The sequence below is a fragment of the Streptomyces sp. NPDC091376 genome (assembly GCF_044757085.1).
Taxonomy (GTDB): domain Bacteria; phylum Actinomycetota; class Actinomycetes; order Streptomycetales; family Streptomycetaceae; genus Streptomyces; species Streptomyces pratisoli.
The window spans coordinates 111,710-126,638 of the sequence record NZ_JBIVUF010000002.1; the positions used below are offsets into that span (position 1 = coordinate 111,710).

The following is a 14,929-nucleotide window of genomic DNA, read 5'->3' on the forward strand; positions in this document are numbered from 1 at the left end:
ATGCGGAGGGGCACCCGAGGATGGTCCTCGGGTGCCCCTCACACAGGAAAAGCCCTGCTACTCGTCCGAGGACGACGTCTTCGCCGAAGCCCGCGCCGACGCGGTCTTCTTCGTGGCCGCGGACGTCGTCGCCGTCTTCTTCGCCGCCGACTTCGTGGCGGTCGTCTTCTTCGCGGCGGTCTTCTTGGCGGTCGTCGTCTTCTTCGCCGCCGTCTTCTTGGCCGCCGCCTTCTTCGCGGGGGCCTTCTTGGCGGTCTTCTTCGCCGGGCCCTTGGCACGCTTCTCGGCGAGCAGCTCGTAACCGCGCTCGGGCGTGATGTCGTCCACGCTGTCGCCGGTCCGCAGGGTCGCGTTCGTCTCGCCGTCGGTGACGTACGGACCGAAGCGGCCGTCCTTCACCACGACCGGACGCTCGCTCACGGGGTCCGTGCCGAGCTCCTTCAGCGGCGGCTTGGCCGCGGCCCGGCCACGCTGCTTCGGCTGGGCGTAGATCGCCAGTGCCTCGTCCAGCGTGATGGCGAAGAGCTGCTCCTCGGTCTCCAGCGAGCGCGAGTCGGTGCCCTTCTTCAGGTACGGGCCGTAGCGGCCGTTCTGCGCGGTGATCTCGACGCCCTCGGCGTCCTTGCCGACGACGCGCGGCAGCGACATCAGCCTGAGCGCGTCCTCCAGCGTCACCGTGTCCACGGACATCGACTTGAAGAGGGAGGCGGTCCGCGGCTTCACCGCGTTCTTACCGGTCTTCGGGGTGCCCTCGGGGAGGATCTCGGTGACGTACGGTCCGTAACGGCCGTCCTTGGCGACGATCTCGTGGCCCGTCTGCGGGTCCTTGCCCAGCTCGAAGTCGCCGCTCGGCTTGGCCAGCAGCTCCTCCGCGAGCTCGACGGTCAGCTCGTCCGGTGCGAGGTCGGCGGGGACGTCGGCGCGCTGGTGGCCCTCCGAGTCCTTCTCGCCGCGCTCCACGTACGGGCCGTAGCGGCCGACGCGGAGTACGACGCCGTTGCCGACCGGGAAGGACGAGATCTCGCGGGCGTCGATCGCGCCGAGGTCGGTGACGAGCTCCTTGAGGCCACCGAGGTGGTCGCCGTCGCCGTTCCCGGCCTCGGCCGCACCGCCGCCGCCCGTGCCCTCACCGAAGTAGAAGCGCTTCAGCCACGGCACCGCCTGGGCCTCGCCGCGTGCGATGCGGTCGAGGTCGTCCTCCATCCTGGCGGTGAAGTCGTAGTCGACGAGCCGGCCGAAGTGCTTCTCCAGCAGGTTGACCACGGCGAAGGACAGGAACGACGGGACGAGTGCCGTGCCCTTCTTGAAGACGTAACCACGGTCCAGGATCGTGCCGATGATCGACGCGTACGTCGAAGGGCGGCCGATCTCGCGCTCTTCCAGCTCCTTGACCAGGCTGGCCTCGGTGTAGCGGGCCGGGGGCTTGGTGGCGTGCCCGTCCGCGGTGATCTCCTCGGCCGTGAGCCGGTCGCCCTCGGCGACCTGCGGCAGCCGGCGCTCGCGGTCGTCCAGCTCGGCGTTCGGGTCGTCGGCGCCCTCGACGTACGCCTTCATGAAGCCGTGGAAGGTGATCGTCTTGCCGGAGGCGGAGAACTCGGCGTCCCGGCCGTCGGAGCCGGTGCCGCCGATCCTGACGGTGACGGAGTTCCCGACCGCGTCCTTCATCTGGGAGGCGACGGTCCGCTTCCAGATCAGCTCGTACAGACGGAACTGGTCGCCGGTCAGTCCGGTCTCGGCAGGGGTGCGGAAGCGGTCGCCCGAGGGGCGGATCGCCTCGTGCGCCTCCTGCGCGTTCTTGACCTTTCCGGCGTACGTGCGCGGCTTCTCCGGCAGGTAGTCGCCGCCGTACAGCTGGGTGACCTGCGCCCGGGCCGCAGCGACGGCGGTGTCGGAGAGCGTGGTCGAGTCCGTACGCATATAGGTGATGAAGCCGTTCTCGTACAGCTTCTGCGCGACCTGCATCGTGGCCTTGGCCCCGAAGCCGAGCTTGCGCGAGGCCTCCTGCTGGAGGGTCGTCGTACGGAACGGGGCGTACGGCGAGCGGCGGTACGGCTTCGACTCGACCGACCGGACCGCGAACGCCGCGTTCTCCAGCGCGGCCTTGAGCGCACGCGCGTTGGCCTCGTCGAGGTGGAGCACCTGGGCGGACTTGAGCCGGCCGTCCGAGCCGAAGTCACGGCCCTGGGCGACGCGCTGTCCGTCGACCGTGGTCAGCCGGGCGGTGAAGGCGGCCGGGTCGGACGCGTCACCGGTGCGGCCGGTGGAGAACGTGCCGGTCAGGTCCCAGTACTCGGCGGAGCGGAAGGCGATGCGCTCGCGCTCGCGCTCGACGACGAGACGGGTGGCCACGGACTGGACACGGCCCGCGGACAGCCGGGGCATGACCTTCTTCCACAGGACCGGCGAGACCTCGTAGCCGTAGAGGCGGTCGAGGATGCGGCGGGTCTCCTGGGCGTCGACCATCCGCTTGTTCAGCTCGCGCGGATTGGCGACGGCTTCCTGGATGGCGGACTTGGTGATCTCGTGGAAGACCATCCGCTTGACCGGGACCTTGGGCTTGAGGACCTCGAGGAGGTGCCACGCGATGGCTTCGCCCTCGCGGTCCTCATCAGTGGCGAGGTAGAGCTCGTCGGACTCGGCGAGCTGCTCCTTGAGCTTCCTGACCTGCGCCTTCTTGTCGGCGTTGACGACGTAGATCGGCTGGAAGTCACGCTCGACGTCCACACCGAGGCGCCGGACCTCGCCGGTGTACTTCTCGGGGACCTCGGCGGCACCGTTCGGGAGGTCGCGGATGTGTCCGACGCTCGCCTCGACGACGTAGCCCGGGCCGAGATAGCCCTTGATCGTCTTCGCCTTGGCAGGCGACTCGACGATGACGAGTCGGCGGCCGCCCTGTGCGGTCTCGCTGGTCGGGGACAACTTCGCTCTTCTCTCCGGTCGACGCTCGGTGGGCTCGTACGGCGTACAACGTACGGCGTACGGCCGTACTGCACGTGCTGTCGCTGCGGAGTGTGACGGTACAACCCGCCCCCGTGTCAAACGGCAAAAGCCCGCAACGGCCACTCGAACGGTAACCCGACTCCGGGCATTCCTGCCGCCCGGACTCCCATGGCGGTCGCCAGGATGCAGCAGAAGGTCCCTGGCCGGGAGGGGACTCAGACGCGGCTGAAACACCAGACACCGAGGACGAGGAACACCGCCCCGAAGATCGTGGCGAGGGTCGCGGCCGTGGCGGGATTCACGCCGTGCGCGACCGGTGCACGATGCAGCACCCGTGCTCCGGTCCACAGCAGCAGTGCGACTCCGAACAGCGCGAATGCCGTTCCCGCGAAGATCGCCGGACCGCTCTCCATGCGCGTCTCCCCCTCCTCGGCCTGAACCCGGGATGCCCCCCGGGGCCGAGGCTGACACCTCCTGGCGTCGCCCACGCGAACTTCGCGTGAACGCGACTCGGGTTCACCCGCCCGGCGCCGGACCGGGCGACTTCCGGAGGAACGGCTTCCGGTGCGCCGGGACGTCCGCTCAGTCGCGCTGCGGAACCGGTTCCAGGAAGCCCTCCTGGACCAGGACCCGGATCGCACCCGGCGTACGGTCCCGCAGCATGACCGGGTCCTCGCCGACGAGCTGGGCGATGGCGTCGAGGATCCGCCCGGCGTTCAGCGTGCCGTCGCAGACGCCCGCGAAGCCGGCACCGACCGTGTCCACCTTCGTGGCACGCAGCATGCCCCGGTTCTGGCGCAGCACGACATGCTCGGGGTCCTCCGCGCCGGGAGGCCCGACCTGCTCCTGCACCACCGCGTCGGCGAGCACGAAGTGGTCGGCGAGCAGCGCCGCGTCGTCGTGCGTGCGCAGATAGTCCTGCCGCGCGAAGTGGGCCCGCACGGTCTCGCCGAGAGGCTGCTCGACGGGGTGCGGCCACTCCTCGACGACGATCGACGGCTGCTGCCCCGCCGCGGCCTTCCGCAGCGTGATCCAGCCGAAGCCGACCGCCCTGGTCCGGCGCTCCTCGAACTCGTCCAGCCACGCGTCGTACCGCGCCGCGTACTCCTCGGGAGCGGTGCGGTGGTCACCGCTGTCCCTGAGCCACAGCTCGGCGTACTGCGTCACGTCCTGCACCTCACGCTGCACGATCCAGGCATCGCAGCCGCGCGGCACCCAGGAGCGCACCCGCTCCTGCCAGTCCTCGCCTTCCACGTGCTGCCAGTTGGCGAGGAACTGCGCGAACCCCCCTTCGTTCAACCGCTCCCCGGACTGCTGAACGAGCGAGCGGCACAGATCGTCCCCGCCCATCCCGCCGTCCCGGTACGTGAGTCGCGCGCCGGGTGAGATGACGAACGGGGGGTTCGACACGATCAGGTCGTACGTCTCGGACTCGACCGGCGCGAACAGCGAGCCCTCACGCAGCTCCGCTTCGGGGGCACCGGACAGGGCGAGCGTGAGGCGGGTGAACACCAGCGCCCGCGGGTTGAGGTCGGTGGCCGTGACCCGGGTGGCGTGCCGGGTCGCGTGCAGGGCCTGGATACCGGAGCCGGTACCGAGGTCGAGGGCGGAAGCCACGGGAGTCCGGACGGTGATCCCGGCGAGTGTGGTGGACGCGCCTCCGACGCCGAGCACGACGCCCTCGTCATGGCCGCTCGCGCCGCCGGCTCCACCGACCGCGCAGCCCAGGTCGGAGACGATGAACCAGTCCTGGCCCTCGGGGCCGCCGTACGGACGGATGTCCACCGTGGCCCGGATGCCGTCGCCCGCCTCGACCACCCAGCCGTCGGCGAGCGCCTCGTCCAGCGGCAGCGCGGCCCGGGCGCGCTCGGGCGGCACCGCCCCCCGCAGCAGGAAGAGGCGTACGAGCGTCTCCAGCGGGGAGTCCCCCCGGGTGGCGCGCAGGGCCGGGACGGTCTCGCTGCGGGCGAGAGCCGCGTAGGCAGGCGCACCGAGCAGATCGAGCAGCCCGTCGACGGTGAATTCGGCGGCGAGCAGGGCGTCGCGGAGCCGGGCTGACTGATCAGGGACGGGAAGGCCTGCGGCCAGGCTGGTCGTACTCACCCGCCCATTCTCACCCGGGGGCCACCGCCTCCGCGCCCGCTGCCACGCGCACCGCCGTCCCGGGATGACGGGGAACCCCGGGACGAACGCGGGCCGGGACTACTCGGCCTTCTCCTCGGACGACTTCGACGCGCCGGCGGACTTCGACGGCCCCGCGGCGTTCGACGGCTCGCTCGCCGGCTTCGATGCGCCGGACCCCGCGTCGCCGGGTGCGGTCACGGAGGGCTTGACCCGCTGGCAGCCCTTCTGCTTCCCCATCGCCTTGCCCAGGTCGCCGGCCTGGAGCTTGTCCAGGGCGTCCTGGTCCATCTTCTGGATCTTCTTCAGTCCGTTCGCGACGTCCTGCAGCCCGTCCGCGAACTTCTGCTGGTCCTTCGGGTCGAGCGCGTCGACCTGCTTCTTGAGGGCGAGGTACGCGGTCGCGGTCTCGTTGAGCTCCTTGACCGCGTCCTGCTGCACCGTCTCCTGGCCCTCCCCGGGCGGGGAGCCGGCGGCCTGCACCGCGGCAGCGAGCGCCTTGTTGGCGTCGGCGATGTCCTTGAACGCCTTGGAGTCGGCGGTCTGTATGTCGGCGGGCTTGCCGTCCACGGACGTCGAGATGATCGTCTGCTGGGCGTTGGCGCGCTTCTGGATCTGCGGCTGCGCGGCGTCGCAGACGCTCTTCGCCCAGGCGTCCACCTTGCCGCTGTCACCGTCATCACTGCAGCCCGACAGCGCGAGCACCAGTACCGCGCCGCCGGAGACGGCGGCCGCAAGCTTCTTGTTCACCGGATCGGTCCCTTCCAAGGCTCTCGGCCCCGGAACATACACGCCATCTGGGCGACAATCCTGTGGTAAATGTCGGGATGGATGGCCTTTATGGCCATTTACACCAAGAGAGACAAGGCTCACCGACCTCGCCGGCCGCGGACACGCCAACGGGCGGACACCGCGGTGAACCGCGCCATCCGCCCGTGCTGTGAGCAGGCGTTTCGTACAGGCCGGACGTTTACTGCGAAACGACCGCCGGGTCCGGTGACTTCGACGTCCGGTCAGCGGCGTTGCCTTCGTCACCCACGGCTACGGAACGCCTCTTGGAGACGTACACGGCCCCGACGATGACGAGGATCGCCACGGTCGCGACCGCGGCCCTGATGCCCGCGTTGGCGTCGTCCCCGTAACTGAACTGCACGACCGCGGGCGCGATCAGCAGCGCCACCAGGTTCATCACCTTCAGGAGCGGGTTGATCGCCGGGCCCGCGGTGTCCTTGAACGGATCGCCGACGGTGTCGCCGATGACCGTCGCGGCGTGCGCCTCGCTGCCCTTGCCGCCGTGATGGCCGTCCTCGACGAGCTTCTTGGCGTTGTCCCAGGCACCACCGGAGTTGGCGAGGAACACGGCCATGAGGGTGCCGGTGGCGATCGCACCCGCGAGGTACGACCCCAGAGCGCCGACGCCGAAGGTGAAGCCGACGGCGATCGGGGCCAGCACGGCGAGCAGACCGGGCGTGGCCAGCTCGCGCAGCGCGTCCTTGGTGCAGATGTCGACGACGCGTCCGTACTCCGGCTTCTCGCTGTAGTCCATGATCCCGGGGTGCTCGCGGAACTGCCGCCGCACCTCGTAGACCACCGCGCCGGCCGACCGCGACACCGCGTTGATCGCCAGCCCCGAGAAGAGGAAGACGACCGCGGCGCCGAGGACCAGTCCCACCAGGTTGTTGGGCTGGGAGATGTCCAGACTGAGGTTCATCTCCTCGGCCTTCGCACCCACCTCCGCCACGGAGGTGGCGATCGCGTCGCGGTACGAGCCGAAGAGCGCGGCCGCCGCCAGGACCGCGGTCGCGATGGCGATGCCCTTCGTGATCGCCTTCGTGGTGTTGCCGACGGCGTCCAGGTCGGTGAGGACCTGCGCGCCCGCGCCCTGGACGTCGCCGGACATCTCCGCGATGCCCTGGGCGTTGTCGGAGACCGGCCCGAAGGTGTCCATGGCGACGATGACACCGACCGTGGTGAGCAGTCCCGTGCCGGCGAGCGCCACGGCGAACAGCGCGAGCATGATCGACGTACCGCCGAGCAGGAACGCTCCGTAGACCCCGAGACCGATCAACAGCGCGGTGTAGACGGCGGATTCCAGGCCGATGGAGATGCCGGCGAGCACGACGGTGGCAGGGCCGGTGAGCGAGGACTTGCCGATGTCGCGCACGGGACGCCGGTTCGTCTCGGTGAAATACCCGGTCAGTTGCTGGATCAGGGCGGCCAGCACGATACCGATGGCGACGGCCACGAGCGCGAGGATGCGCGGGTCTCCGGCGTGAGCCTTGATCGCGGGCTCCGTGACACCGCTCAGCTCGGCGTACGACGACGGCAGGTACATGTACACCGCCGCCGCCACCAGGACGAGCGAGATCACCGCGGAGATGAAGAACCCTCGGTTGATGGCGGTCATCCCGCTGCGGTCGGCGCGCCGCGGGGCGACCGCGAAGATACCGATCATCGCGGTGACCACGCCGATCGCCGGGACGATCAACGGGAAGGCCAGACCCAGATCGCCGAAGGCGGCCTTGCCGAGGATGAGGGCGGCGACGAGCGTGACGGCGTACGACTCGAAGAGGTCGGCGGCCATGCCGGCGCAGTCGCCGACGTTGTCACCGACGTTGTCCGCGATGGTGGCGGCGTTGCGCGGGTCGTCCTCGGGGATGCCCTGCTCGACCTTGCCCACGAGGTCGGCACCGACGTCCGCGGCCTTGGTGAAGATGCCGCCGCCGACACGCATGAACATGGCGATGAGTGCCGCGCCGAGACCGAAGCCCTCCAGGACCTTCGGAGCGTCCGCGGCGTAGACGAGGACCACGCAGGAGGCACCGAGCAGGCCGAGGCCCACCGTGAACATGCCGACCACGCCGCCCGTCCGGAAAGCGATCTTCATGGCCTTGTGCGCGACGGCCGTCAGATCCTTTTTCGGCTCTCCTTCCGCAGGAGTCGCCTCACGCGCGGCCGCGGCCACACGCACATTCGCCCGTACGGCAAGACGCATGCCGATGTATCCGGTGGCCGCCGAGAACAGCGCACCCACCAGGAAGAAGACGGAACGCCCGGCACGTTGCGACCAGTTGTCCGCCGGCAACAACATCAACAGGAAGAAAACGATCACTGCGAAGACGCCGAGAGTGCGCAACTGCCTGGCCAGATAGGCATTTGCGCCTTCCTGGACGGCTCCCGCGATCTTCTTCATGGAATCGGTGCCTTCGCCGGCAGCCAGGACCTGGCGTACCAGCAACTGCGCGACGACCAGCGCCGCCAGTGCCACGACCGCGATGACAATGACGATCATCCGGTTGTCATCGGTGAGTACCGCGGCCGCGAGAGTAGTGGGGTGGTCGGTCAGGGTTGTGAAGAGCCCCGCCATTCGTCCTCCTTGACGCTCAGAGCTCAAGATGTGGACGGATTGTAGGTAGCGGAACCTGATCAAAACAGTGCGCGACAAACGGAATTGACCTTCGCCCGCTCCTCAGCAAATGATCGCGGCTCAGGATTGCCCCCGAAAGCGGTAATGGGGCAAAAGCATTGACGCTTGATCAATGATCTAGGGAAATGAAAAAGGCCCTGCTCAGCAGGGCCTCTCCGAGAAGCGGGCGAGCGCGTCACCGTCAGCGTGACACACCGCGGGCGGTCACCCGGTCATGAAGCGATCGTGGCCGGATTCGTCGGCCAGCTCATCCGAATGACACCTCCGTGCTCATCCGACGTCACCTCGACGTCATCGACGAGCCCGCTGATCACCGCGAGGCCCATGGCGTCCCGGCCGTCGGCGTCCGCGTCATCGTGCTCCGCGGCGGACGCCGAACCGGAACCGTGCTCCCCGGCAGCGCCGTCGGAGCCTCCCGGCACGGGCACGTCGTCACCGACCTCGATCGAGAAGGTCTTCTCCTCCTCGGTCAGCACGACCCGAACAGGGGCAGTGATGCCATGGCTGCGATGCAGCCCGACAGCACGGCTGCACGCCTCTCCGACGGCGAGCCTGACCTCGTCCAGCACCGCCTCGTCCACCCCTGCCCTGCGTGCCACGGCGGCGGCCACCAGACGGGCCGTCCTGACATGCTCGGGCTGAGCGCTGAAGCGGAGTTCAACGGTGGCCATGCGTCCCCCTCGGACGTACGTGCGTGCGAGCGTGCTTCTCAGGGGCACCGGGCTTGCGCCCGGGACCCTTGCCTTCCTCCGGAACTCCCCGGAGCCTCCGGACCAGCCGGAGCCCCCGGGGAACCGCCGTGACGACTCAGTCGGTCGCCGCGACGGCCTCGTCCACCGTGGTGTGAATGGGGAACACCTTGGTCAGACCAGTGATCCGGAAGATCTTGAGAATGCGCTCCTGGTTGCACACCAGGCGCAGGGAGCCTTCGTGCGCACGCACACGCTTGAGACCGCCCACGAGCACGCCGAGGCCGGTCGAGTCGAGGAAGTCCACGCCCTCCATGTCGACAACCAGGTGGTAGCTGCCGTCGTTCACCAACTCGACCAACTGCTCGCGCAGCTTGGGCGCGGTATACACATCAATCTCGCCACCGACCTCGACGACCGTGCGGTCGCCGCCAGGGCCGGACACATTGCGAGTCGACAGGGACAGGTCCACGGATCCTCCAGCACCTTGCTATCGAGCGGTCGCCCCTCGGTCTCCCCGGCGGAGCCAGGGGACGGATCGCCAGCCGCGATGGCATTCAATCACTTACCGGCAGCCATGCACGACGCCTTGGGACCATTGTCCGTCACGCCGGTGACACACTCGGTGCCGATGGCCATGAATCACCGATCCGGACGACCCGCCGAGAGCGGGGGAACCCGCCCTGCGCCGGGTACGGTCCTCGACCGGCTCACCGCCGGGGCGGGCCGGGCTGCGCGCATCACTCATACGGAGCACTTGCCCCCCAGGCCGGGCCGCCATGCCGTCTGGCCGCACCGCATCCGCGCGGAAGTGATCAACGCCATTCAGCAGGCCGGTATCGAGCACCCCTGGGCCCACCAGGCCACGGCCGCCGAGCACGCCCTGGACGGCGAATCGGTCGTGATCGCCACCGGCACCGCGTCCGGCAAGTCGCTCGCCTATCTGGCGCCCGTCCTCAGCACGCTGCTCGACGGCTCCGAGGCCGCCAACGGACGCGGCACCACGGCCCTCTACCTCGCCCCGACCAAGGCCCTGGCCGCCGACCAGCGCCGTGCCGTGAAGGAACTCGCGGCGCCGCTGGGGAACCGTGTGCGACCGGCCGTGTACGACGGGGACACCCCCGTCGAGGAACGCGAGTGGGTCCGCCAGTACGCGAACTACGTCCTCACCAATCCGGACATGCTGCACCGCGGCATACTCCCGTCACATCCCCGCTGGGCCTCCTTCCTGCGCTCGCTGCGCTACGTCGTCATCGACGAGTGCCACACCTATCGCGGTGTCTTCGGCTCCCATGTCGCCCAGGTGCTGCGCCGGCTACGCCGCGTGTGCGCCCGCTACGGCGCGGATCCCGTGTTCCTCCTCGCCTCGGCCACCTCCGCCGAACCGGCCGTCGCCGCCGGCCGGCTCACCGGCCTACCCGTCACCGAGGTCTCCGACGACGCCTCGCCCCGCGGCGAGCTCGTCTTCGCCCTCTGGGAGCCCCCGCTCACCGAGCTGCACGGCGAGAAGGGCGCTCCGGTGCGCCGTACCGCCACCGCGGAGACCGCGGACCTCCTCACCGACCTGACCGTCCAGGGCGTCCGTACGGTCGCGTTCGTACGCTCCCGGCGCGGCGCCGAACTGATCTCCGTCATCGCCCAGGAACGTCTGGCCGAGGTCGACCGCAGCCTTGCCCGACGTGTCGCCGCCTACCGGGGCGGCTATCTGCCGGAGGAGCGGCGCGCCCTGGAGCGCGCCCTGCACTCCGGGGAACTGCTCGGCCTCGCCGCCACCACCGCCCTTGAGCTGGGCGTCGACGTGTCCGGCCTGGACGCGGTGGTCATCGCCGGCTACCCCGGCACACGTGCCTCCCTCTGGCAGCAGGCCGGCAGGGCCGGCCGGTCCGGGCAGGGTGCGCTCGCGGTGCTGGTCGCCCGCGACGACCCGCTGGACACGTTCCTCGTCCACCACCCCGAGGCGCTGTTCCAGCAGCCGGTCGAGTCCACCGTTCTCGACCCGGACAACCCCTACGTCCTGGCCCCGCACCTCTGCGCGGCCGCCGCCGAGCTTCCCCTGACGGAGCAGGACCTGGAGCTGTTCGGCCCGGCCGTGGCCGAGCTGCTGCCACAGCTGGAGAGCGCGGGCCTGCTGCGCAGACGCACCGCCGGCTGGTACTGGACGCGCCGTGAGCGGGCCGCCGATCTCACCGACATCCGGGGCGAGGGCGGCCGGCCGGTGCAGATCGTCGAGGCAGCGACCGGCCGGCTGCTCGGCACGGTCGACGAGCCCGCCGCCCACGCCGCCGTCCACGACGGGGCCGTGCATCTCCACCAGGGCCGTACGTACCTGGTGAAGCAGCTGGACCTGGAGGACTCCGTCGCCCTCGTCGAGGAGGCGAACCCGCCGTACTCCACCACCGCCCGCGACACCACCTCCATCTCCGTCCTGGACACCGACACCGAGATCCCCTGGGGCGCCGGGCGCCTCTGCTACGGCTCGGTCGAGGTCACCAACCAGGTCGTCTCCTTCCTCCGCCGGAAGCTGATCACCGGCGAGGTGCTCGGTGAGACCAAGCTCGATCTGCCACCGCGCACCCTGCGCACCCGGGCCGTGTGGTGGACGGTCACCGACGACCAGCTGGAGGCCGCACGGGTGAACCCGGAGCAGCTGGGCGGCGCCCTGCACGCCGCCGAGCACGCCTCCATCGGGATGCTCCCGCTGTTCGCCACCTGCGACCGCTGGGACATCGGCGGGGTCTCCGTCCCGCTGCACCCGGACACCCTGCTGCCCACGGTCTTCGTGTACGACGGCCATCCGGGCGGCGCGGGCTTCGCCGAGCGGGCCTTCCACACCGCCCGTGAGTGGCTGACCGCGACCCGCGAGGCCATCGCCTCCTGCGAGTGCGATGCGGGCTGCCCGTCCTGCATCCAGTCCCCCAAGTGCGGCAACGGCAATGATCCGCTGCACAAACGCGCCGCCGTCCGCCTGCTCAGCGTCCTCCTCCGGGAGGCCCCGGCCCCGGCTGCACCCCCGGCCCCGCCGTCGGGCCGACCGGCGGACCCGGCAGAGAGCGCTTGAGAGGCAGTGGGCCATCCGGGGGTCCCGAAGGGCCCAGGGGCGCCAAAAGCCCCGGAGGGCCCGCGCGGGATCTGACCTCCGGCGTGTACGGGCCGAGGGCGGCCCGGGCCGTCACATCGGCGATCTCGCCGGCTACCGCGCATCGCACCAGATCCGCCCCTTGTGCCCGGGCCACCCCTGCCGCCGCCACGCACGCCTGTGCCGCCCCCTCGAGAGCCCGGTCCGCCGCCGCGAGCGCCGCGAGGTCCGCCGCGGCACCCGCGCGGTGGCGGGCGACGACCGCCTGGCCCATGGCGAGCACCACGGCGAAGACCGCACACATGGCGCACGCAGCCATGGCCGCCCACACCGTCGCCGACCCCCGGTCGTGATGCCTCATGGCGCACCGCTCCCCACCGTGTCCTCCGCGAGGGCGACGGCTTCCGCCGTCAGAGTGAGCGCCAGTGCTCCCGGGCCGGGACTCGCGGCCTCCACCCGGACCCGCCAGAGCTCGCCTTCGCGGTCCAGCGAGACCTCGGCGTCCCGCGGGGCTGCCGACCGGGCCGCGGCGAGCGCGGCTGCCACGGGCTCCGAGCGGGCGGCGGCCCGCGCCCCGGCCCTGGCGGCGTCCACGCACTGGATCTGCGCGGACGCCGCCATCAGGGCCCACACCAGCGCCATCGTGAACACCACCAGCGCCGGCACAGCGACAGCCGCCTCTGCCGTCACGGACCCCCTCTCCGCGTCGCTCGTCGTCTCAGAACTGCGCATCGAGCGCCTTCCCGATCACCGATTCGAGCGCCTTCGAGACCGTTCCGCTCGTCACCACCTTGTAGAGCACCGCGGCGAAGGCGCATGCCGCGATCGTTCCCATCGCGTACTCCGAGGTGGTCATCCCCGCATCGCCGCGGGTGCGCCTGCCGAGCAGCCATGCCCGCGCACCGGCTAGCCCTGCCCTCATCCGGGCCACGACCCTCAGCTCACCGCACTTGATGCCGGCGAACCTCACATCAGCGAACCTCATACTGGTCAAACTCATGTCAACCCCCTGAACCCATCGTGCAATTGGTGTCTTCGCCGGCCGTCTCAGTTGCCGCTCAGCAGCCCGGTGGCGAGGCCGATCACCACCGGAGCCACCCCGATCGCCAGGAAGGCGGGCAGGAAACACAGGCCCACCGGCGCGGTGATCAGGACCTGTGCGCGCTGGGCCCGGGACGCGGCGGCCCTGGCCCTCTCCGCCCGGAGGCCGGCCGCGAGCCGGGACACCGGCTCGGCCGCGGGCGCTCCCGATGAGGCGGCCCGCTCCAGGCAGCGGGCAAGCCCCTTGGCACCTGGTATCTCCCCGAACCGCCCCCACGCGCGCGCCGGTTCGCTCCCCAGTCGCAGCTCGGCAGCGGCCTGCGCGAGTCGCTCGCCGACCGGCCCGCCCATCGACTGGCCCACCGCTTCCGCCGCCTCCCGTGGCCCCGCTCCGGCCGAGACGCAGGCCGCCAGCAGGTCGGCGGCGAGCGGCAGTTGCCGCGAAGCATCGTCGGCGGATCCACCCGCCTCCCGGTCCCGTGCACGGCCTTGCCGCCATCTGCGGAGGCCGTAGGCCCCGGCAAGTCCCAGCAGGCAGCCGGCGATTCCGCCGGCCAGGGCGTAGCCGGTGATCAGCGCACCCATCGGGAGTGCCGATCGCCGCACCCAGGACGGCACCCGCACCGGACGCCGGGACGGTCGCGTACGACGCTTCGCGGGATCCGCGCCGAGCAGTGCGGAGATCCTCCTGCGCACCCGCCGCTCGCGCCGCCGCGCCGCCGCAACGCAGCCCAGCCAGACCGCGGCCGACAGGAGGGCCGTGGCGACCGCCAGCCGGTGGACCGATTCACCGCTCATGACCGCGCCCCCGCCCGCACGATCCGCACCGCCCAGAACAGCCCTGCGGCCTCAAGCAACCCGCCCACGAGCAGGCACCCCAGACCGGCGGGAGTGTGCAGCAACACCCGCAACGGGTCCGCGCCGAGCGCCCATCCCAGCCCGAGGCCGACGACCGGCAGCAGGGCCAGCACCACCACCGTCGACGACGCGCCGGCCAACTGGGCGCGCAGGGACTCCCGTTGGTCCCGCTCGGCTCTCAGGGCCGCCTCCAGCCGGTCGAGTCCGGCGGCCAGGCCGGCCCCGCTGTCCACGGAGACCAGCCAGCAGGCCGCGAGCCCGGCGAGCCCGTCCGCACCCGGCTCACGGCCGGCGCGCCGCAGCTCCGCGGGCACATCACCGCCGAACCGGGCGGCCGCCAGCACCGCGGCCTCCGAGCCGCCCAGCGCCCCCGTGGCCCGGCCCGCGCTCAGCAGTGCCTGCCCTGGCTGGCGGCCGGCCCGCAACTCGCCCGCGATGCCGCCGCACAGCGCGATCACCGCATCGGCCTTCTGCTCCTTGGCTCTCCTCCGCTCCATGGCCGTCAGCCGCCGCCCCACCAGGGGAATCGCCACCACGGCAGCGACAAGGGGAAGCACCGACTCTCCGAGCACGGCCAGCAGCAGTCCCACCGGCAGGCACAGCCATTCCCGCCGCAGCCGGCCAACGACCGGCCGCCATCGCTCTCTGCCCCACCGGGGCCGGGTCTCCACGGCCCCACCGCCCGCCAGCATCAGCCTCGCCCGTCGCACCCCCTCGTCCCCGGCGACCGTCAGACAGGCCGCGGCTCCCGCGCACACCGCCGCATACGTCGCCATG

The 14,929-nt window shown here is 71.0% G+C and carries 13 protein-coding genes; 1 reads left to right on the forward strand and 12 read right to left on the reverse strand.

Going from position 1 to position 14,929, the window contains the following annotated elements; genetic code table 11:
- Positions 1 to 57 precede the first annotated feature (57 nt).
- From topA to ACIQMR_RS04770, 7 genes are all read right to left on the reverse strand, one after another.
- On the reverse strand, positions 58 to 2,919 hold the full coding sequence (gene topA / locus ACIQMR_RS04740; protein ID WP_401382899.1) for a type I DNA topoisomerase: 2,862 nt from the start codon (positions 2,917 to 2,919) through the stop codon (positions 58 to 60).
- A gap of 236 nt (positions 2,920 to 3,155) precedes the next feature.
- Positions 3,156 to 3,353 carry a hypothetical protein gene (locus ACIQMR_RS04745; protein WP_401382901.1) on the reverse strand — a complete coding sequence of 66 codons (198 nt, stop codon included), beginning with the start codon at positions 3,351 to 3,353 and terminating at the stop codon, positions 3,156 to 3,158.
- 169 nt (positions 3,354 to 3,522) lie between these two features.
- Complete coding sequence (locus tag ACIQMR_RS04750; RefSeq protein ID WP_401382903.1) at positions 3,523 to 5,043, reverse strand: methyltransferase; 1,521 nt, start codon at positions 5,041 to 5,043, stop codon at positions 3,523 to 3,525.
- A 99-nt stretch (positions 5,044 to 5,142) separates the two neighbouring features.
- Positions 5,143 to 5,811 carry a small secreted protein gene (locus ACIQMR_RS04755; RefSeq protein WP_401382905.1) on the reverse strand — a complete coding sequence of 223 codons (669 nt, stop codon included), beginning with the start codon at positions 5,809 to 5,811 and terminating at the stop codon, positions 5,143 to 5,145.
- Between the two features lie 220 nt (positions 5,812 to 6,031).
- Positions 6,032 to 8,428, reverse strand: coding sequence for a sodium-translocating pyrophosphatase (locus ACIQMR_RS04760; RefSeq protein WP_401382907.1), 2,397 nt, complete (start codon positions 8,426 to 8,428; stop codon positions 6,032 to 6,034).
- Between the two features lie 272 nt (positions 8,429 to 8,700).
- Complete coding sequence (locus tag ACIQMR_RS04765; RefSeq protein ID WP_401382910.1) at positions 8,701 to 9,159, reverse strand: ATP-binding protein; 459 nt, start codon at positions 9,157 to 9,159, stop codon at positions 8,701 to 8,703.
- 136 nt (positions 9,160 to 9,295) lie between these two features.
- The gene (locus ACIQMR_RS04770) at positions 9,296 to 9,649 is read right to left on the reverse strand and encodes an STAS domain-containing protein (RefSeq protein ID WP_003967428.1); all 354 of its coding nucleotides are present in this window, start codon (positions 9,647 to 9,649) and stop codon (positions 9,296 to 9,298) included.
- Between the two features lie 78 nt (positions 9,650 to 9,727).
- Between ACIQMR_RS04770 and ACIQMR_RS04775 the strand changes: the two genes are divergently transcribed.
- A complete protein-coding gene (locus ACIQMR_RS04775) occupies positions 9,728 to 12,235 on the forward strand; it encodes a DEAD/DEAH box helicase (RefSeq protein WP_401382912.1) in 2,508 nt (835 codons plus the stop codon).
- On the opposite strand, the gene ACIQMR_RS04780 is transcribed toward ACIQMR_RS04775, so the two are convergent.
- From ACIQMR_RS04780 to ACIQMR_RS04800, 5 genes are all read right to left on the reverse strand, one after another.
- On the reverse strand, positions 12,147 to 12,614 hold the full coding sequence (locus tag ACIQMR_RS04780; RefSeq protein WP_401382914.1) for an Rv3654c family TadE-like protein: 468 nt from the start codon (positions 12,612 to 12,614) through the stop codon (positions 12,147 to 12,149). The genes ACIQMR_RS04775 and ACIQMR_RS04780 overlap by 89 nt on opposite strands.
- On the reverse strand, positions 12,611 to 12,943 hold the full coding sequence (locus ACIQMR_RS04785) for a TadE family type IV pilus minor pilin (protein ID WP_401382916.1): 333 nt from the start codon (positions 12,941 to 12,943) through the stop codon (positions 12,611 to 12,613). The genes ACIQMR_RS04780 and ACIQMR_RS04785 overlap by 4 nt, the downstream gene beginning before the upstream one ends.
- Before the next feature lie 28 nt (positions 12,944 to 12,971).
- Complete coding sequence (locus ACIQMR_RS04790; protein WP_401384060.1) at positions 12,972 to 13,175, reverse strand: DUF4244 domain-containing protein; 204 nt, start codon at positions 13,173 to 13,175, stop codon at positions 12,972 to 12,974.
- 125 nt (positions 13,176 to 13,300) lie between these two features.
- The gene (locus ACIQMR_RS04795; RefSeq protein WP_401382918.1) at positions 13,301 to 14,092 is read right to left on the reverse strand and encodes a type II secretion system F family protein; all 792 of its coding nucleotides are present in this window, start codon (positions 14,090 to 14,092) and stop codon (positions 13,301 to 13,303) included.
- Positions 14,089 to 14,928 (reverse strand): type II secretion system F family protein, encoded by an 840-nt coding sequence (locus ACIQMR_RS04800; RefSeq protein ID WP_401382919.1) that lies wholly within the window; start codon positions 14,926 to 14,928, stop codon positions 14,089 to 14,091. Before ACIQMR_RS04800 ends, ACIQMR_RS04795 begins: the two co-directional genes overlap by 4 nt.
- Between the last annotated feature and the right edge of the window lies 1 nt (position 14,929).